We start from the raw sequence: 18,706 nt of genomic DNA on the forward strand, positions 1-18,706 counted from the left end.
GTTCATCAGAATGCTTCCTCGGGCATTTGGGCGCATGTGGGATCTCGGGTCTCGACCACATGGAGCCACGCGCCGATTTTCGGCAATTCGTAGTGATAGAAATAGCTTGCGGCCCCGAGCCTGCCGACGGTGGCGGGCGTCGACGCCGCGGCATCGTCCTGAAGCGAACGATGTGCGAGGTCGAGCCAGATCCACGCCAGCACGGTATGGCCGAAAGCCTGCATATAGGGTACCGCGTTCGCGAGGGCCGCTCCCGGATCGCCGGTCGACCAGGCGGCGCGGGTGGCGGCCTCGACCTGCGCGAGCGCGTCGGTCAGGGCTTGGGCATCGGCGGCCAGCGCCGGCACGGCGGACGCGCGCGCGGCCGTTTCGGCGATGCGCGCGGCCAGCAGCGCCAGGCCGCGGCCGTCTTCCATCAGCACCTTGCGGCCCAGCAGGTCGGCCGCCTGGATGCCGTGCGTGCCCTCGTGGATCATGTTCAGGCGGTTGTCGCGCCAGTACTGCTCGACCGGGAAATCGCGCGTGTAGCCATAGCCGCCGTGGACCTGGATGGCCAGCGAATTGGCCTCCAGGCACCACTCGCTGGGCCAGCTCTTCGCGATGGGCGTGAGCACCTCCAGCAGCAGGCGCGCCTCGTCGGCCGCCTGCGCGTCGCCGGTCTTCTGCACGTCGACCAGCCGCGCGCAGTAGAGCTGCAACGCCAGCGACCCTTCGCAGTACGCCTTCTGCGCCAGCAGCATGCGGCGCACGTCGGCATGCTCGATGATGCGCACCTGCGGCCTGGCCGCGTCCTTGCCGGCCGGGCCCACGGGCCGGCCCTGCGGGCGCTGTCTGGCGTAGGCCAGCGAGGCCTCGTAACCGGCCATGCCCAGCATCGTGGCCGCCATGCCGATCGCGATGCGCGCCTCGTTCATCATGTGGAACATGCAGTGCAGGCCCTTGCCGGGCTGCCCGACCAGGTAGCCCACGGCGCCGGCCTTGCCGTCGACCGGGTACCTGCCCTCGCCGAAGTTCAGCAGCGTGTTGGTGGTGCCGCGCCAGCCCAGCTTGTGGTTGAGGCCGGCCAGCGCCACGTCGTTGCGTTCGCCGGTCAGCGCGCCCGCGGTGTCGACCATCTTCTTCGGCACGACGAACAGCGAGATGCCGCGCGTGCCCGGCACCAGCTTGCCATCGGCGTCGGGGATCTTGGCCAGCACGATGTGCACGATGTTCTCGGTCAGCTCGTGGTCGCCCGACGAGATCCACATCTTGTTGCCGGTCAGGCGGTAGCGCGGGCCCAGCGGATCGTCCTGGAAATCGGCGCCATCGGGCACCGCGCGCGTGGCCACGTCGCTCAGCGAGGAACCGGCCTGCGGCTCCGACAGGCACATGGTGCCGGCCCAGCGGCCCGAGAACTCGTTCTTGGCGAACACCTCCTGCTGCGTCGGCGTGCCGTGCACCATCAGCAGGTTGGCGTTGCCGCTGGTCAGCATGTTCGAGCCGATGCTGACCGAGGCCATGGCGAAGAAGGCGTTGGCCGCCGCCTGCACCGTGTAGGGCAGCTGCATGCCGCCGATCTCGTAGTCCTGCGCGGCGCTCAACATGCCCGAGCCTGCGTAGGCCGCATGCGCGTCGTGCGTGGCCTGCGGCAGGATCACCTTCTCGCCGTCGAAATGCGGTTCCTGCGTGTCGACGATGCGGTTCGCCGGCGCGTACTTCTCGCGCGCGATGCGCTCGCAGGTGTCGAGCACCGCATCGAAGGTTTCGCGCGAATGGTCGGCGAAGCGCTCGTTCTGGTTGAGCGACTCGGCGTCGAGCCAGTCGTAGAGCAGGAAGTCGAGGGTGGGGCGAAACGTCATGGCCGTGCCGTGCTGGAAGAAGACAAGCCGGTCAATGTACTGGAATCAATGCGCGCGGCCTGACTCCTTGAAGACACGCGCCGTGTCGCCCGGACGCTCGCCGAAGCGGCGCTGGTAGTGGGCCGCGAAATGGCCCGCATGGAAGAAACCGTAACGTTCGGCGAGCCTGGTCAAGGCGCCGGGTTCCGCGCGGATCGCCCCGCTCACCAGCGCCTGGCGCACCAGGTCCAGCCGCAGCCCACGCCAATGGGCCATCGGGCTTTCGCCGGTGGCGGCCGCGAAGGCCTGCTGCAGGCCGCGCGCGCTCACGCCCAGATGGCGGCACAGGGCGACCAGCGTGAGCGGCTCCGCCGCATGGGCGCGCATGAATTCCTGGGCCCGGCGCACCGTGCGCGGCAGCAGCGCGCGCCGGGCCGAGGCGTCGAGCAGCGGCCGCTGGCTGTGCGGCAGCTGCAGCAGCAGGGTGGAGATCAGGTAGCTCTCGGCCTGGCGGGCCAGCGGCGAGCCGGCGAAGCCCGGGTCGGCGTCCAGCGCATCGCAGAGGTAGCGCACGAAAGCCACGGCGGGGGCGACGCAGGGGTCGTCCAGCCGCACGCCGGGTTCGAAGACCGGCGGGCCCTGCACCTCGCATTGCGCCAGCTGCGCGAGTTGCGCGAGCACCGCGGCCTGCGAGAAGCGCACGATCAGGTGCGGGCTGTCGTCGGCCCAGCGCATGCGCAGCGACTCCGTGGGCGATGGCAGCGAGGCCATGGCGCGGTCGGCCCGCACCTCCTTGCCGCCGCACCAGACGGTGGCGCCGCCGCGCAGTGGAATCTGCAGCAGATAGAAGCTGCCCAGGTGGCCGGGGTCGATCTCCACGGCCGGGCCGTACTGCACGTAATTGAGGCTGGCGTCCGCGCCCAGCGGTGCGCTGTGGTGGCGGGCAGCGCATCGCGGGCGTGGCAGGTGTTGAGCACATGCGGGCAGAACACCCGCGCCACGCTTTCGCGCGCCTGGTCCACGTCGCGGGTGTGGAACAGGCTGAAGCGCGACAGGGGCAGCGAAAGGGGCCGAGCCAGCATGGTGGTGCCAATCTAGCAAAAGGCCGGCCGGCGCACATCGGGGCCGGCCCTCGGCGTCCGGCAAAGAACTGCGCATTCGGGATCCGGCCTGCGCTTTCCGGATCCCGCGCGCGCCCCGCCCTGCCTATCGTTCGCCCATCCCAACGACAGAAGGAGACGGCGATGTTCAAGGGCTTGCAGGACAAGGTGGCGATCGTGACCGGCGGGGCGACCCTGATCGGCGCGGGCGTGGTGCGCGCATTGCACGAGGCCGGCGTGCGGGTGACGCTGGCCGACATCGATGCCGAGGGCGGCGCACGCGTCGCCGCCAGTTGCGGCGGCGAGGACAAGGTGTGGTTCCGCCGCACCGACATCACCGACGATGCCCAGGTCCGGGCCTGCGCCGACGAGACCGCCGCGCGCTTCGGCCGGGTGGACTTCCTGGTCAACCTGGCCTGCAGCTATGTCGACAACGGCATCGAATCGCCGCGCGCGGACTGGCTCACGGCGCTCAACGTGAACGTGGCCAGCGCCGTGGTGATGCTGCAGGCGGTGCTGCCGCACATGCGCCGCGGCGGCGGGGGCGCGGTGGTGAACTTCACCAGCATCTCCTCGGGCGTGGCCCAGACCGGCCGCTGGCTCTATCCCACCAGCAAGGCCGCGCTGGTGCAGCTCACGCGCAGCATGGCGCTGGACCTGGCGCCCGACCACATCCGCGTCAACAGCGTCTCGCCCGGCTGGACCTGGTCGGCCATCATGGACCAGCTCACCCAGGGCAACCGTGCCAAGACGGACCGCGTGGCCGCCCCCTTCCACATGCTGCGCCGCGTGGGCGACCCCGAGGAGGTGGCGCAGGTGGTGCTGTTCCTGTGCTCCGACCACGCCAGCTTCGTCACCGGGGCGGACTACGCCGTCGACGGCGGCTACTCGGCCATGGGCCCCGAATCCTTCGAGCCGGCCATCCCCAAGCTGATGGCCTGACCCCCCGAAACCACTGGAGACACCCATGCGCAACATCCTCATCGTCGGCGCCGGCCAGTCCGGCCTGCAACTCGCCCTGGGCCTGCAGGCCCGGGGCTATGGCGTGACCGTGGTCTCGAACCGCTCGGCGGACGACATCCGCGGCGGCAAGGTCATGTCCAGCCAATGCATGTTCCACGACAGCCTGCAGCTGGAGCGCGACCGCGATCTGGCCTTCTGGGAACGGGACTGCCCGCCGGTGGAGGGCATCTCCTTCGCCGTGCCCCACCCCGAGCAGGCGGGCGTGAAGGCGCTGAGCTGGAGCCACCGGCTGGACCATGTCGCGCAGTCGGTCGACCAGCGCGTCAAGGTGCCCGGCTGGATGGAGGCCTTCAGCCAGCGGGGCGGCCGACTGCGCTTCAAGGACGCCGAGATCGACGACCTGGAGCAGTGGACGCGCGAGCACGACCTGGTGATCGTGGCCGCCGGCAAGGGCGCGATCGCCAAGATGTTCGAGCGCGACGCCGACCGCAGCCCCTACGACCGACCCCAGCGCGCCCTGGCCCTCACCTACGTGCACGGCATGCGGCCGCGCGAGGAGCACAGCGCGGTGAGCTTCAACCTGATCCCGGGCGTGGGCGAGTACTTCGTCTTCCCGGCACTCACGCACAGCGGCCCGTGCGAGATCATGGTGTTCGAGGGCATCCCGGGCGGCCCGATGGACTGCTGGGCCGATGTCCGCAGCCCCGCCGACCACCTGGCGCGCTCGCTGGAGATCCTGCAGCGCTTCCTGCCCTGGGAGGCGGCACGCTGCGCGCAGGTGGAACTCACCGACGCCAACGGCCTGCTCAGCGGCGCCTTCCCGCCGACCGTGCGCAAGCCGGTCGGGCGCCTGCCCAGCGGCCGGCTGGTGATGGGCATGGCCGATGCGGTGATGCTCAACGACCCGATCACGGGCCAGGGCTCGAACAACGCCGCCAAGTTCGCGCATGCGGTCGAGGCCGCCATCGTCGCGCAGGGCCAGGCGGCCTTCGACGAGCGCTTCATGCACGACACCTTCGAGGGCTTCTGGAACGGCTACGGCACGCATGTGAGCGGCTGGACCAACGCCATGCTGGCGCCGCCGCCCGAACACGTGATGCGGCTGCTGGGCAGCGCTGCCGCATCGCCCGCGGTGGCGCGGCGCATCGTCAACGGCTTCAACGACCCGACCGACTACGCCAACTTCTTCATGCGCCCGGACCTGGCCAATGCCTACCTGACGCAAGTCGCGCCGGCCGAGGAGGCCGCAGCATGAGCGTGGCCGAAGCCTCTCCCGCCCTGCTCCCGCTGCAGGCCCTGCGCCGGGCCGCCTGCCTGCCGCCGGCCGACTTCCGGCTGGCCATGCGCCGGCTCGCGGGCGCGGTGTGCATCGTCGCCACCTCCGACGGCCAGCGGCTCACCGGCCTCACGGCCACGGCCGTCACGCCGCTGTCGGCGGAGCCCGCGCGCCTGCTGACCTGCATCAACCTCAACGGCAGCACCTTCCGCGGCATCACCGAAAGCCGGCGCATGAGCGTGAACCTGCTGGCCACGCACCATGCCGACCTGGCGGGCCGCTTCGGCGGCGCCGGGCCCGGCAGCGGCGACCTGTTCGAGCCCGGGCTGTGGGAGACGCTGACCACGGGCGCCCCGATCCTGCGCGACGCGCTGGTGGCCTTCGACTGCGTGGTCGACGAGATGATGGTCGCGCACAGCCACGCCGTGATGATCGGCGAGATCAAGGCGGTGCAGCTGCACCCGGGACGCCATGCGCCGCTGCTCTACGCCGACGGCCGCTACACCACCTTGCAAGCACCTGGAGACACCACCCCATGAGCACCCCACCCGACACGCATGCAGGCCGCCTGAGAATCCGCGCCACCGACGGCAGCGGCGACTTCGGCGCCTACCTGGCACTGCCCGCATCGGGCAAGGGCCCGGGCATCGTCATCGCGCAGGAGATCTTCGGCGTCAACAGGACGATGCGCGAGCTGGCCGACTACTACGCCGAGGAAGGCTATGTCGCGCTGGTGCCCGATCTCTTCTGGCGCCAGGAAGCCGGCATCGAACTCGACGAATCGCAGTTCGACCGCGCGCTGGCGCTCTACCAGGGCTTCGACGAGGCCAAGGGCGTGGAGGACATCCAGGCCGCGCTGGACGCCTTGCGCACCCTGCCGGCCTTCGCGGGCCAGGCGGGCGTTCTGGGCTTCTGCCTGGGTGGCAAGCTGGCCTACCTGGCGGCCTGCCGCACCGACTGCGAGGTGGCCGTGGCCTACTACGGCGTCGGCATCGAACAGGCGCTGGACGAGGCCAAGGCCCTGAAAGGCAAGCCACTGGTGCTGCACATCGCCGAGCAGGACGGCTTCTGCCCGCCGCCGGCACGCGACGCCATCCTGCAGGCGCTGCAGGGACGCGCCGGCGTGGAACTCTACGTCTACCCCGGCGCGGACCATGCCTTCGCCCGCGCCGGCAGCGAGCATTTCCACAAGCCCTCGGCGCTGATGGCGCACCAGCGCAGCATCGCCGCCTTTCGCAAGGTGCTGGGACCGCACTACGACTTCTCGGCGCTGTGGGACAAGCACTGCGAGCATGAATTCGCCACCCGCGACGTCGAGGCCACCATGGCCACGATGGTGGCCGAGCCCTACGTCAACCACATCCCGACGATGACCGGCGGCGTGGGCCACCGGCTGCTGTCGCGCTTCTACCGCCACCACTTCGTCGATGCGAACCCGCCCGACACCACGCTGATCCCGATCTCGCGCACCGTGGGCACCAGCCAGATCGTCGACGAGATGCTGTTCTGCTTCACCCACAGCTGCGAGATCGACTGGCTGCTGCCGGGCGTGCCGCCCACCGGCCAACGCGTGGAGATCCCGCTGGTCGCCATCGTGAAGTTCCGCGGCGACAAGCTCTACCACGAGCACATCTACTGGGACCAGGCCAGCGTGCTGGTGCAGATCGGCAAGCTGGATCCGACCGGGCTGCCGGTGGCCGGCGTGGAGACCGCGCGCAAGCTGCTCGACGAACAGCTGCCGTCGAACACGCTGATGGCCAACTGGGCGCATTCCGCCTAGGCGCGGATGCGAAAAGGCCGCGCCGGGCTGGAGGCCCGACGCGGCCTTTTGCTTGCCGCAGTGATTCGAAGATCAGATCACTTCGAACACGCCCGCCGCGCCCATGCCGCCGCCGATGCACATCGTGACCACGACCTTCTTCGCGCCGCGGCGCTTGCCTTCGATAAGCGCGTGGCCGGTGAGGCGCTGGCCGCTCACGCCGTAGGGGTGGCCCACGGCGATGGCGCCGCCGTCGACGTTGAGGCGGTCGGCCGGGATGCCCAGCTTGTCGCGGCAGTAGATCACCTGCACCGCGAAGGCTTCGTTGAGTTCCCACAGGTCGATGTCGTTGACCGTCAGGCCCAGCTTCTTCAGCACCTTGGGGATCGCGAAGACCGGGCCGATGCCCATCTCGTCGGGCTCGCAGCCCGCGACCGCGAAGCCCAGGAAGCGGCCCAGCGGCTTCAGGCCCTTGCGCTCGGCATAGGCTTCATCGACCAGCACGCAGGCGCCGCCGCCGTCGGAGAATTGGCTGGCGTTGCCGGCCGAGATCAGGCCGCCGGGGATGGCCGGTCGGATGCCGCTGATACCTTCCTTGGTGGTACCGGCGCGGATGCCTTCGTCGTTCTCGACCGTGACTTCCTTGGTGCGCAGGCCCAGCACCGGGTCGGCCACGCCGGCCAGCACGGTGATCGGGGCGATCTCGTCCTTGAAGCGGCCGGCTTCCAGCGCGGCCGTGGCCTTCTGCTGGCTGGCGGCGCCGTACTCGTCCATCGCGTCGCGGCCGATGTTGTAGCGCTTGGCCACCTGCTCGGCGGTCTGCAGCATGTTCCAGTAGATCTCGGGCTTGTGCTTGACCAGCCACGGGTCGGTGATCATGTGGCGGTTGGCTTCGTTCTGCACACAGGAGATGCTCTCGACGCCGCCGGCCACGTAGACCTCGCCCTCGCCCGCGATGATGCGCTGGGCCGCAGTGGCGATGGTCTGCAGGCCCGAGGAGCAGAAGCGGTTGATGGTCATGCCGGAGGTGGTGATGGGCAGGCCGGCGCGCAGCGCGATCTGGCGCGCGATGTTGGAGCCGGTCGCGCCCTCGGGCGTGGCGCAGCCCATGATCACGTCGTCGACCTCGGCGCCGTCGATGCCGGCGCGGGCGACCGCGTGCTGCACCGCATGGCCGCCCAGCGTGGCGCCGTGCGTCATGTTGAAGGCACCCTTCCAGCTCTTGGCGAGCGGCGTGCGGGCGGTGGAAACGATGACGGCGCGGGTCATGGTGAGGTCCTTTGGAGAATGGAAGGGAAAGAGGTCATTGCGCGGCCGCGGCCGGGCCGGTGCTGCGCAGGACCTGGTGATAGAACTGGATCATCCGGGCGTAGTTGGTCACCGCCAGGCGCTCGTTGGTCCCGTGGAAGCGCGCCAGGTCCTCGCCCTTCATCTGCAGCGGCGAGAAGCGGTAGACCGCGTCGCTGACCAGGCTGAAGTGGCGCGAGTCGGTGGCCGCGGTCATCAGGCCCGGCGCCACCACGGCCTCGGGGAAGACCTCGCGCACCGAGCGCGCGAGGGTGGCGTAACCCCTGCCTTCGGTGGGCGAGACCGGCGAAGGCTCCGAGTTGCCCGGGTAGGCCTCGATCTGGATCGCGTCGTTGGCCAGCGTCTTGCGCAGATGCGCCTCGACGCTCTGCAGCGAATCGCCGGGCAGCACGCGGAAGTTCACCGCCGCCTCGGCGCGGCCGGGCAGCACGTTGTCCTTGTTGCCGGCCTTGACGATGGTCAGCGCAGTGGTGGTGCGCAGCATCGCGTTGCTACTCGGGCTCTTCTCCAGCTGGCCCTGCACCAGCGGCGCGGTCAGCCAGAGGTTGGTGAGCATGAAGCGGTTGACGCCGCCCATCTCGGGTGCCAGCGTGCCGAACATCGACCGCGCGACGCCCTGGATCCCGCCCGGCATGGGCGTGGCCTCGAGCCGGGCCAGCGCGGCGCTCATCTGGCCGATCGCGCTGTGCGCGGGCGGCATCGAGGAGTGACCGGGCGCGGTGTCGAGCGAGAGGAAGAAGGTGGCATAGCCCTTCTCGGCCAGGCCGATCAGCGCCGCGGGCTTGCTCAGGCCCGGCAGCACGCCGTCGAGCACCAGCAGGCCCTCGTCGAGCACCCACTCGAGCCGCACGCCGCGGGACTTCAACAGCTGGGCGATGGGCAGCGCGCCGCGCAGGCCGCTGACCTCCTCGTCGTCGCCGAACACGAAGTAGACGGTCTGGCGCGGCTGGAAGCCCGCGGCCACCAGCATCTCGACGGCCTCGAACTGGGCCATCAGGTTGCTCTTGTTGTCGAGCGTGCCGCGGCCCCAGACGAAGCCGTCCTGCACCGTGCCGCTGAAGGGCGCGACGGTCCACATCTTCTCGGTGCCCGGCGCGATCGGCACCACGTCCTGGTGCGCGAGCAGCGCCACCGGCGCGGCGCTGGGGTCGCTGCCGGCCCAGGTGTAGAGCAGCGCCTTGCTGCCGACCACTTCCCTCTTCAGCACGGCATGCAGCCTGGGGAACTGCTGCGCCAGCAGCGCATGGAGCTTGTCGAACTCGGCCTCGCTCTGCGCCACGTTCTCCAGGCTGGACACCGTGCGCAGCTGCACCGCGCCCGAGAGTCGCTGCACGGCCGCATCGAGGTCGATGGCCAGCGGTGGCGGGGCCGCCACCGCCACCTGCTGCGAGGGCGTGCGCCAGGTGTTGACCGCCATCGCGGCGGCCAGCACCACGACCACGCCCAACACGCCGACGAATGCTCGCTTCAGCACGGTGTGGCCTGCCGCTTCAGGCGAAGGACTTGCCTTCGGCCACCAGCTTGCGGATCAGCGGTGCCGGCTCCCAGAAGGCCGCATCGTCGTGCGGGTTCCGGGCAAAGCGCTTCATCGCCTCGGCCACGTTGTACAGGCCGACCTGGCCCGCGTAGTGCATCGGGCCGCCGCGCCAGATCGGGAAGCCGTAGCCGGTGAGGTAGACCATGTCGATGTCGCCCGCCTTCGAGGCGATGCCGTCCTCGAGGATGTGCGCGCCTTCGTTGACCAGGGCGTAGACCAGGCGCTGGACGATTTCCTCGTCGCTGATCTTGCGCGGCGTGATGCCTTCGTCCTTGCGGTGCTGCGCGATCAGGTCCAGCACGACCTGGCTCGGGATCGCGTCGCGCTTGCCGGCCTGGTAGTCGTACCAGCCCGCGCCGGTCTTCTGGCCGAAGCGGCCCAGCTCGCAGAGCTTGTCGGCGGTCTTGCTGTACTTCATGTCGGCGCGCTCGGTGGCGCGGCGCTTGCGGATCGCCCAGCCGATGTCGTTGCCGGCCAGGTCGCCCATGCGGAACGGGCCCATCGCGAAGCCGAACTTCTCGACCGCGCGGTCGACCTGCTGCGGCGTCGCGCCCTCGTCCAGCAGGAAGCCGGCCTGGCGCGAGTACTGCTCGATCATGCGGTTGCCGATGAAGCCGTCGCACACGCCCGAGACCACAGCCGTCTTCTTGATCTTCTTGGCCACGCCCATCACGGTGGCCAGCACGTCCTTGCCGGTCTTGGCGCCGCGCACCACTTCCAGCAGCTTCATCACGTTGGCCGGGCTGAAGAAGTGCATGCCCACCACGTCCTGCGGACGCTGGGTGAAGGCCGCGATCTTGTCGACGTCGAGGGTCGAGGTGTTCGACGCCAGGATCGCGCCGGGCTTGGCCACGCGGTCGAGTTCGCCGAAGACCTTTTCCTTGACGCCGAGTTCTTCGAACACCGCCTCGATGATCAGGTCGGCGTCCTTGAGGTCGTCGTAGCTCAGCGTGGTGCTCAGCAGCGCCATGCGCTGCTCGTACTTGTCCTGCTTGAGCTTGCCCTTCTTGACCTGGGCTTCGTAATTCTTCTTGATGGTGGCGACGCCGCGGTCGAGCGCCTCCTGCTTCATCTCGAGGATCTTGACCGGCACGCCGGCGTTGAGGAAGTTCATCGAGATGCCGCCGCCCATGGTGCCGGCGCCGATCACGGCCACCGACTTGATCTCGCGCTTGGGCGTGTCGTCGGCCACGTCGGGGATCTTGCTCGCCGCGCGCTCGGCCATGAACAGGTGGCGCAGCGCCAGCGATTCGGGCGTGAACATCAGCGCGGTGAACAGGCGGCGCTCTTCGGCCAGGCCGTCGTCGAACTTCATCTTGGCCGCGGCCTCGACGGCATCGACGCACTTGAGCGGCGCCGGGTAGTTCTTCGACATGCCGCCGACCATGTTGCGCGCGAACTGGAAGTAGGCGTCGCCCTGCGGGTGCTTGCACGGCAGGTTGCGCACCAGCGGCAGCGCATCGCCGGTCTTGCCGGCGACCGACTTGGCGAAGGCCACGGCTTCGTCGAACAGCGATTCGGCCGAAGCCGACAGCGCGTCGAACAGCTTCTGGCCCGGCAGGCTGGCCAGCACTTCGCTCTTCACGGCCTCGCCGCTGACGATCATGTTGAGTGCGGTTTCCACGCCGAGCACGCGCGGCAGGCGCTGCGTGCCGCCGGCACCGGGCAGCAGGCCCAGCTTGACTTCGGGCAGCGCGACGCTGGTGCCCGGTGCGGCCACGCGGTAGTGGCAGCCGAGCGCGAGCTCGAGGCCGCCGCCCATGCAGACCGAGTGGATCGCGGCGACGATCGGCTTGGTCGAGGCTTCGAGCGCCAGGATCACGCTCAGCAGGTTCGGGTCCTGCAGCGCCTTGGCGGTGCCGAATTCCTTGATGTCCGCGCCGCCCGAGAAGGCCTTGCCGGCACCGGTGATGACGACCGACTTCACCGCATCGTCGGCCAGCGCCTTCGCCAGTCCGTCGGTGATGCCCACGCGCGTCGCAAAGCCCAGGCCGTTGACCGGGGGGTTGGCCAGCGTGATCACGGCGACCTCGCCGAGCACTTTGTATTCAGCCGTCATGCTGCTTTCCTTCGAATGAGAGGGTTGGAGAGGATGAACCGCGGAGCACCCCTCGCCCGGCGCAGCGCGCCCGGCGGGGACTGTCTCCGAAAAGAACGACTGTTCTTTTTTTCTGGAATTCTAGGCATTTCCGGCGACCGGGCAATGTCGCCCAGTCGCTGTTGGGACAAGGCGTCCGAATGCGGGAACGGATACCGGACGCAGAGGACGCGAAAGAACAGCCAGATGTGTTCCTGTTCCTTTGGCGTCTTCTGCGAAATCTTCGCGCCCTCTGCGTCCGGAAGTCCGCTTTCGACAGCCGATCCTAGACCTCGAGCCATTCCTTGCGCGTGGCCGCGTCGGCGCGCAGGCCGTCGGGCGTGCCGTCGAACACGATGCTGCCGTGGCCCATGACCAGCGCGCGGTCGGAGATCTGCATCGCGATGGTGAGCTTCTGCTCGATCAGCAGCACCGACACGCCGCGGTCCTTGAGCCGCTTGAGGTATTCGCCCACCAGCTCGACGATCTTGGGCGCCAGGCCTTCGGTGGGCTCGTCGATGATGATCAGGTCGGGGTCGCCCATCAGCGTGCGGCACAGCGTGAGCATCTGCTGCTCGCCGCCCGAGAGCACGCCGGCCTCGTTGTGCTGGCGCTCCTTGAGCCGCGGGAACATCGCGTACATGTCGTCGAAGGACCAGCGGCTAGACTTGACCGCCGCCTTGCCCTTCTGGCCCAGCAGCAGGTTCTGGTGCACCGTGAGCTTGGGGAAGATCTCGCGGTTCTCGGGCACGTAGCCGATGCCCAGGTGCGCGATCTCGTAGGCCTTGCGGCGCAGGATGTCCTGGCCCTTCCAGTGCAGGCCGCCCTCGGCATGCACCAGGCCCATGATGGCCTTGGCGGTGGTCGAGCGGCCCGAGCCGTTGCGGCCCAGCAGCGCGACGATCTGGCCCGGCTGGACCTCGAAGGACACGCCGTGCAGCACATGGCTCTTGCCGTAGTAGGCGTGCAGGTCTTGGAGTTTCAACATGTCAGGTCTCCCGCCGGGCCGCCCCAAGGGAGGCCGCGACCCCCTCGGGGGGCAGCGAATACACGAAGTGATGAACGTGGGGGCAAAGTCATCAGTGGCCTCCTTGTGCATCGGCCACGGCAGAGCCCAGGTAGGCCTCCTGCACGCGCGCGTTGGCGCGCACCGCGGCCGGGGTGTCGAAGGCGATCACCTCGCCATAGACCACCACCGCGATCCGGTCGGCCAGGCCGAACACCACCCCCATGTCGTGTTCCACCGTCAACAGCGTGCGACCCACGGTCACCTCCTTGATGAGCGCGATGAAATGCGCGGTCTCGGTCGTGCTCATGCCGGCCGTGGGTTCGTCCAGCAGGATCACGCTGGCACCGCCGGCGATGGTCACGCCGATCTCCAGCGCGCGTTGCTCGGCGTAGGTCAGGTTCACCGCCAGCACGTCGCGCTTGCGGTCCAGGCCGACCTGGCGCATCAGCTGTTCGGTGCGCTCGTTGGCATCGTCCAGGTTCGACAGGAAGCGCAGGAAGGTGTAGCGGTAGCCCAGGCTCCACAGCACGCCGCAGCGCAGGTTCTCGAACACGCTGAGCTTGGGGAAGATGTTGGTGATCTGGAAGCTGCGCGACAAGCCCATGCGGTTGATTTCATAGGGCCGCATGCCGTTGACCCGCTGCCCGTTGAGCAGCACGTCGCCGCTGGTCGGCGTGAGCCGGCCGCTGATGAGGTTGAACAGCGTGGACTTGCCCGCGCCGTTGGGCCCGATGATGGCGACGCGCTCGCCGGCCTTCACCGCGAGGTTGGCGCCACGGATGATCTCGGTCTTGCCGAAGTTCTTGCGCAGGTCCTTGAGTTCCAGTGCGTAGTTCAATGTGGCGCTCATGCCGTCTCCCCGCGCTTGATCTCGCGCTCGATCACTTCCTGTGCCGCGCCCCACTCGCGCACGAAGCGGCGACGCACGATTTCCAGCAGCACGCCGCCGACCACCATCAGGCCGACCGAGACCGTCCAGCTGGTCGCGCTCGAGGTGTCGAGCGTGAAGCCGAAGAAGCGGACCGTCGGGCCCAGGGCCGCGTTGAGCTGCATGTGGTAGATCATCTCGACCACGCTGGCCACGCCGGCGACCAGCACGGCACCGGTCGCGAACAGCCCGGCGTAGAGTTTCCAGAAGGGCTTGAAGAGGCCGAACTTGGCCACCCGCAGGTTCATCATGATCAGGCTGGCCACGCCGCCCGGCGCGAACATCACCATGAACAGGAAGATCAGGCCCAGGTACAGCAGCCAGGCCTTGCTGAGCTCGGACAGCAGGATCGAGGCGAAGACCAGCAGCACCGCACCGATGATCGGCCCGAAGAAGAAGGTCGCGCCCCCCAGGAAGGTGAACAGCAGGTAGCCGCCCGAACGCAGGCCGTTGAGGCTGTCGGCCGCGTTGACGATCTCGAAGTTGATCGAGGCCAGCCCGCCGCCGATGCCGGCGAAGAAGCCCGCGATGATGAAGGCGGTGTAGCGCACGCGCTGCGTGTTGTAGCCGATGAACTCGACCCGCTCGGGGTTGTCGCGCACCGCGTTCAGGATCCGGCCCAGCGGGGTGCCGGTGAAGGCGAACATCAGCGCGGTGCAGATGAAGCAGTAGACCGCGATCAGGTAGTACACCTGCATCTGCGAGCCGAAGTTCAGGCCGAAGAAAGGCGTGCCGTAGACCCGGTTGGTGGTGATGCCGCCCTCGCCGCCGAAGAAGGTGGGGAACATCAGCGCCATCGAGGCCACGAGCTCGCCCAGGCCCAGCGTGATCATCGCGAAGGTGGTGCCCGACTTCTTGGTCGTGACGTAGCCGAACAGGATCGCGAAGAACATGCCGCCCAGGCCGCCCACCAGCGGGATCAACACCAGCGGCACCGGGATGCTGCCCCTGGCCGCCAGGTTCATGGTGTGGATGGCGATGAAGGAGCCCAGGCCGGTGTAGACCGCATGGCCGAAGCTCAGCATGCCGCCCTGCCCCAGCAGCATGTTGTAGCTCAGGCAGATGATGATCAGGTAGCCGATCTGCGAGAGCATGGTCAGCGCCAGGCTGCTGCGGAACAGCATGGGCGCGACGATCAGCGCGATGGCGAACAGCGACCACACCAGGATGCGGCCGAGGTTCCAGGGCTTGAAGCGGTGGTAGCGCACGGGCGCCGAAGGATTCGCAATGGTGTTCATGTCAATCTTCACGGGTGCCGAGCAAGCCTTTAGGGCGGAAAATCAGGATCAGCACGAGGAACAGATAGGGCAGGATCGGGGCGACCTGCGAGATGGTGAGCTTCATCAGCTCGTAGCCGAAGGTCTGGTCGGTCACGGCCACGCCCAGGCCCTGCAGGCCGGTGGCGACCGAATAGTCCATGGCCACGGCGAAGGTCTGGACGATGCCGATCAGCAGCGAGGCCAGGAAGGCGCCGGCCAGCGAGCCCATGCCGCCGACCACCACCACCACGAAGATGATCGAGCCCACCGAGGCGGCCATCGCCGGCTCGGTGACGTAGGTGTTGCCGCCGATCACGCCGGCCAGGCCGGCCAGCGCGGCGCCGCCGCCGAACACCAGCATGAACACGCGCGGCACGTTGTGGCCGAGCGCCTCGACCATCTCCGGGTTCTTCAGCGCGGCCTGGATCACCAGCCCGATGCGGGTGCGCGTGAGCAGCAGCCAGACCGACACCAGCATCAGCATCGCGACCAGCATGATGAAGGAACGCGACTTGGGGAACTGGGTGCCGTAGAGCGTGAACAGCGGGCCCTGCAATTGCGTCGGCAGGCCGTAGGGCACGGTGGAACGGCCCCACAGCAGCTGCACCACTTCCAGGATCAGGTACGAGAGGCCGAAAGTCACCAGCAGCTCCGGCACATGGCCGTACTTGTGGACCCGGCGCAGGCTGTAGCGCTCGAAGAGCGCACCCAGCGCGAACACCACCAGCGGCGCGATGACCAGCGCCGGCCAGAAGCCGACCAGCCCCGAGATCGTGTAGGCCAGGTAGGCCCCGAGCATGTAGAAGCTGGTGTGCGCGAAATTGAGCACGCCCATCATGCTGAAGATGAGCGTAAGGCCCGAGCTCAGCATGAACAGCAGCAGCCCATAGCTGACGCCATTGAGCAGCGAGATGACAAAGAATTCGACGTTCATCGTTCCGTTCGGTGGTGAAAAGAAAAAGGCCCGAGTTGCGAAGTCGGGCCTCGACACTCAGGCGCGGGTGCGCGTCAGGATGGCCGCTTCATTTCGCAGCTCGTGGGCGTGCTCGCGACATAGGCTTCGTAGAACTTGACCGGTGCCAGCGTGTAGCCGGTGTTCTCCGGGCTGTAGGGGTTCTTGGCATCGGTCTTCTGCCAGCGCGTGATGTAGAGGCCCTGCTGCAGTTGGTGGTCGGACTTGCGCATCTCGACGTCGCCGTTGAAGCTCTTGAACTTCATGCCCTCCAGCGCCGCCGCCACCTTGACCGGATCGGTCGACTTGGTGCGCACGAAGGCCTCGCTCAGCATCGCGTAGGCCGTGTAGACGGCGGTGGTGTACATGTCGTCGTTGAAGCGCTTCTTGTACTCGGCCATCAGCGGCACCATCACGCCCGGGGCGTTGTAGTGGCTGTAGCCCACTTGATAGACCTTGCCGTCGGAGGCCGCGCCCATGGCGGTCGGCGTGCCGGTGGTCACGGCGTAGTAGGTGTAGAACTTGACGTTGAGGCCGGCGTCGTTCGAGGCCTTGATCAGCAGCGCCAGGTCGGAACCCCAGTTGCCGGTGATCACGGTGTCGGCACCCGACTGCTTGATCTTGGCGATGTAAGGCGCGAAGTCGCGCACCTGGGCCAGCGGGTGCAGGTCGTCGCCGACGATCTGGACATCGGGACGCTTGGCCTTGAGGTTCTCCTTGGCGTACTTGGAGACCTGCTGGCCGTGCGCGTAGTTCTGGTTGATCAGGTAGACCTTCTTGATGTCGGCCTGGTCCTTCATGAAGGTGGTCAGGGCTTCCATCTTCATGGACGTGTCGGCATCGAGGCGGAAGTGCCAGTAGCTGCACTTGCTGTTGGTCAGGTCGGGATCGACCGCCGCGTAGTTGAGGTACAGCACCTCCTTGCCCGGGTTGCGCGCGTTGTGCTTCTCGAGCGCGTCCATGATCGCCAGCGCCGGGCCCGAGCCGTTGCCCTGCACCACGTAGCGGGCGCCCTGGTCCATGGCCGAGCGCAGCGCGCTGGTGGTTTCCTGGGGGCTCAGCTTGTTGTCGATGCCGATGATCTCGAACTTCACGCCGGCCACGTTCTTCTTGTTGAACTCCTCGGCCAGGAACTGGAAGGTCTTGAGCTGGTTGGTGCCCACCGAGGCCATCAGGCCCGACAACGGGTCGAGCCATGCGATCTTCACGGTTTCGCCCTGCTGGGCCCAGGCGCCGGCGGCGCTGGCGGCAATCAGGGAGGCGGCGAGAAACTTGACTGGAAATTGCATGGTTGTCTCCTGGGTCGTTGGTCTGAGTGCGAGCGAGATTACAAGCCTTTGCAGGTCGGACCGTCAGGGAATGCCCGTAACGGCCGCCTCGGAGAGAGCGTTTCTATCGCCCACGCGACAGACGGCACGGAAAAATCCTACCGTGCGGTAGAACTTCGCCGTGCACCATCTCAGGGACGCTTCATCTGGCACGAGGTCGGGGTGCTGGCCACGTAGGGCTCGTAGTACTTGACCGGGGCCAGCGTGTAGCCGGTGTTCTCGGCGTCGTAAGGGTACTTCGCGCTCTTCTTTTCCCAGCGCGTGATGTACAGGCCCTGCTGCAGTTGGTGGTCGGACTTGCGCATCTCGATCTCGCCGTTGAAGCTCTTGAGCTTCATGCCTTCCAGCGCCGCTGCGACCTTGACCGGATCGGTCGACCTGGTCTGCGCGAAGGCGTTGTCCAGCAGCGCGAACACATGGTGGATCGAGGTCTGGACCATGTCGTCGTTGAGCTTCTTCTTGTAGCCATCGATGCTCTTCTGCATGTCGCCGCCCATGTTGTAGTGGGCGTAGCTGACGGTGTAGACCTTGCCGTCGGAGGCCGCGCCCATGGCGGTCGGCGCACCCGCGCCGTAGGCGTAGTAGGTGTAGAACTTGACGTTGCTCATGCCCGCATCGTTGGCCGCCTTGATCAGCAGCGACAGGTCGGAGCCCCAGTTGCCGGTGATCACGGTGTCGGCGCCCGACTGCTTGATCTTGGCGATGTAGGGCGCGAAGTCGCGCACCTGGGCCAGCGGGTGCAGGTCGTCGCCGACGATCTGGACATCGGGACGCTTGGCCTTGAGGTTGTCCTTGGCGTACTTCGAGACCTGCTGGCCGTGCGCGTAGTTCTGGTTGATCAGGTAGACCTTCTTGATGTCGGCCTGGTCCTTCATGAAGGTGGTCAGGGCCTCCATCTTCATGGACGTGTCGGCGTCGACGCGGAAGTGCCAGTAGCTGCACTTGGCGTTGGTCAGGTCGGGGTCGACCGCCGCGTAGTTCATGTAGAGCATTTCCTTGCCCGGATTGCGCGCGTTGTTCTTCTCGATCGCGTCCATGATCGCCAGTGCCGGACCCGAGCCGTTGCCCTGCATCACGTAGCGGGCGCCCTGGTCCATGGCCGAGCGCAGCGCGCTGGTGGTTTCCTGGGGGCTCAGCTTGTTGTCGATGGCGACGATCTCGAACTTCACGCCCGAGAGGTTCTTCCTGTTGAACTCCTCGGCGAAGTACTGCGTGGTCTTGAGCTGGTTGGTGCCCACGGCGGCCATCAGGCCGGACAGCGGGTCGAGCCAGGCGATCTTGACCGTCTCGCCCTTCTGGGCGAATGCGCCTGCGGCGGCGGATACGAGAACGACGGCTGCGACGGCCTGCAACGGGAACTTCATGACTGCTTTGTCTCCTGCGATGGAATGGA

Annotated in this window: 15 protein-coding genes; 4 read left to right on the forward strand and 11 right to left on the reverse strand. The window is 67.7% G+C overall.

All coding sequences use genetic code 11. The annotated features are described in order from the left end of the window. Positions 1-5: 5 nt before the first annotated feature. Positions 6-1,838: an acyl-CoA dehydrogenase gene (locus tag QTI20_RS17115; RefSeq protein ID WP_286552594.1), complete on the reverse strand. Its 1,833-nt coding sequence runs from the start codon at positions 1,836-1,838 to the stop codon at positions 6-8. 45 nt (positions 1,839-1,883) lie between these two features. Beyond that, the gene (locus QTI20_RS17120) at positions 1,884-2,975 is read right to left on the reverse strand and encodes an AraC-like ligand-binding domain-containing protein (protein ID WP_286552595.1); all 1,092 of its coding nucleotides are present in this window, start codon (positions 2,973-2,975) and stop codon (positions 1,884-1,886) included. 86 nt (positions 2,976-3,061) lie between these two features. Here QTI20_RS17120 and QTI20_RS17125 point away from each other — a divergent pair, with 86 nt between their 5' ends. From QTI20_RS17125 to QTI20_RS17140, 4 genes are read left to right on the forward strand one after another with little or no spacing between them, the layout of a single operon-like run. Next, positions 3,062-3,859: an SDR family oxidoreductase gene (locus tag QTI20_RS17125; protein WP_286552596.1), complete on the forward strand. Its 798-nt coding sequence runs from the start codon at positions 3,062-3,064 to the stop codon at positions 3,857-3,859. Positions 3,860-3,884: 25 nt separating this feature from the next. Further along, entirely contained in the window at positions 3,885-5,135 is a 1,251-nt protein-coding gene (locus QTI20_RS17130) for a styrene monooxygenase/indole monooxygenase family protein (RefSeq protein ID WP_286552597.1), read from the forward strand. Next, complete coding sequence (locus tag QTI20_RS17135; RefSeq protein WP_286552598.1) at positions 5,132-5,695, forward strand: flavin reductase family protein; 564 nt, start codon at positions 5,132-5,134, stop codon at positions 5,693-5,695. The genes QTI20_RS17130 and QTI20_RS17135 overlap by 4 nt, the downstream gene beginning before the upstream one ends. After that, entirely contained in the window at positions 5,692-6,936 is a 1,245-nt protein-coding gene (locus QTI20_RS17140) for a dienelactone hydrolase family protein (RefSeq protein ID WP_286552600.1), read from the forward strand. The genes QTI20_RS17135 and QTI20_RS17140 overlap by 4 nt, the downstream gene beginning before the upstream one ends. Before the next feature lie 72 nt (positions 6,937-7,008). Here QTI20_RS17140 and QTI20_RS17145 read toward each other — a convergent pair whose 3' ends face one another. The 9 genes from QTI20_RS17145 to QTI20_RS17185 form a co-directional block, all read right to left on the reverse strand. Further along, entirely contained in the window at positions 7,009-8,184 is a 1,176-nt protein-coding gene (locus QTI20_RS17145) for an acetyl-CoA C-acyltransferase (RefSeq protein WP_286552601.1), read from the reverse strand. A 34-nt stretch (positions 8,185-8,218) separates the two neighbouring features. Further along, positions 8,219-9,697, reverse strand: a complete 1,479-nt coding sequence (locus QTI20_RS17150) for a M20 family peptidase (RefSeq protein WP_286552602.1) — start codon at positions 9,695-9,697, stop codon at positions 8,219-8,221. 16 nt (positions 9,698-9,713) lie between these two features. Then, positions 9,714-11,819: a 3-hydroxyacyl-CoA dehydrogenase NAD-binding domain-containing protein gene (locus QTI20_RS17155; protein WP_286552603.1), complete on the reverse strand. Its 2,106-nt coding sequence runs from the start codon at positions 11,817-11,819 to the stop codon at positions 9,714-9,716. Positions 11,820-12,123: 304 nt separating this feature from the next. Further along, complete coding sequence (locus tag QTI20_RS17160; protein ID WP_183026755.1) at positions 12,124-12,825, reverse strand: ABC transporter ATP-binding protein; 702 nt, start codon at positions 12,823-12,825, stop codon at positions 12,124-12,126. Between the two features lie 91 nt (positions 12,826-12,916). Next, positions 12,917-13,696 carry an ABC transporter ATP-binding protein gene (locus QTI20_RS17165; protein WP_286552604.1) on the reverse strand — a complete coding sequence of 260 codons (780 nt, stop codon included), beginning with the start codon at positions 13,694-13,696 and terminating at the stop codon, positions 12,917-12,919. Further along, entirely contained in the window at positions 13,693-15,012 is a 1,320-nt protein-coding gene (locus tag QTI20_RS17170) for a branched-chain amino acid ABC transporter permease (RefSeq protein WP_286552605.1), read from the reverse strand. The genes QTI20_RS17165 and QTI20_RS17170 overlap by 4 nt, the downstream gene beginning before the upstream one ends. A gap of 1 nt (position 15,013) precedes the next feature. Next, a complete protein-coding gene (locus QTI20_RS17175) occupies positions 15,014-15,967 on the reverse strand; it encodes a branched-chain amino acid ABC transporter permease (protein ID WP_183026758.1) in 954 nt (317 codons plus the stop codon). A gap of 74 nt (positions 15,968-16,041) precedes the next feature. Beyond that, positions 16,042-17,274, reverse strand: a complete 1,233-nt coding sequence (locus QTI20_RS17180) for a branched-chain amino acid ABC transporter substrate-binding protein (RefSeq protein WP_183026759.1) — start codon at positions 17,272-17,274, stop codon at positions 16,042-16,044. Between the two features lie 170 nt (positions 17,275-17,444). After that, positions 17,445-18,677, reverse strand: a complete 1,233-nt coding sequence (locus tag QTI20_RS17185) for a branched-chain amino acid ABC transporter substrate-binding protein (protein WP_286552608.1) — start codon at positions 18,675-18,677, stop codon at positions 17,445-17,447. Between the last annotated feature and the right edge of the window lie 29 nt (positions 18,678-18,706).

The sequence above is a fragment of the Variovorax sp. J2P1-31 genome (assembly GCF_030317215.1).
In the GTDB taxonomy this organism is placed as follows: Bacteria; Pseudomonadota; Gammaproteobacteria; order Burkholderiales; family Burkholderiaceae_C; genus Variovorax.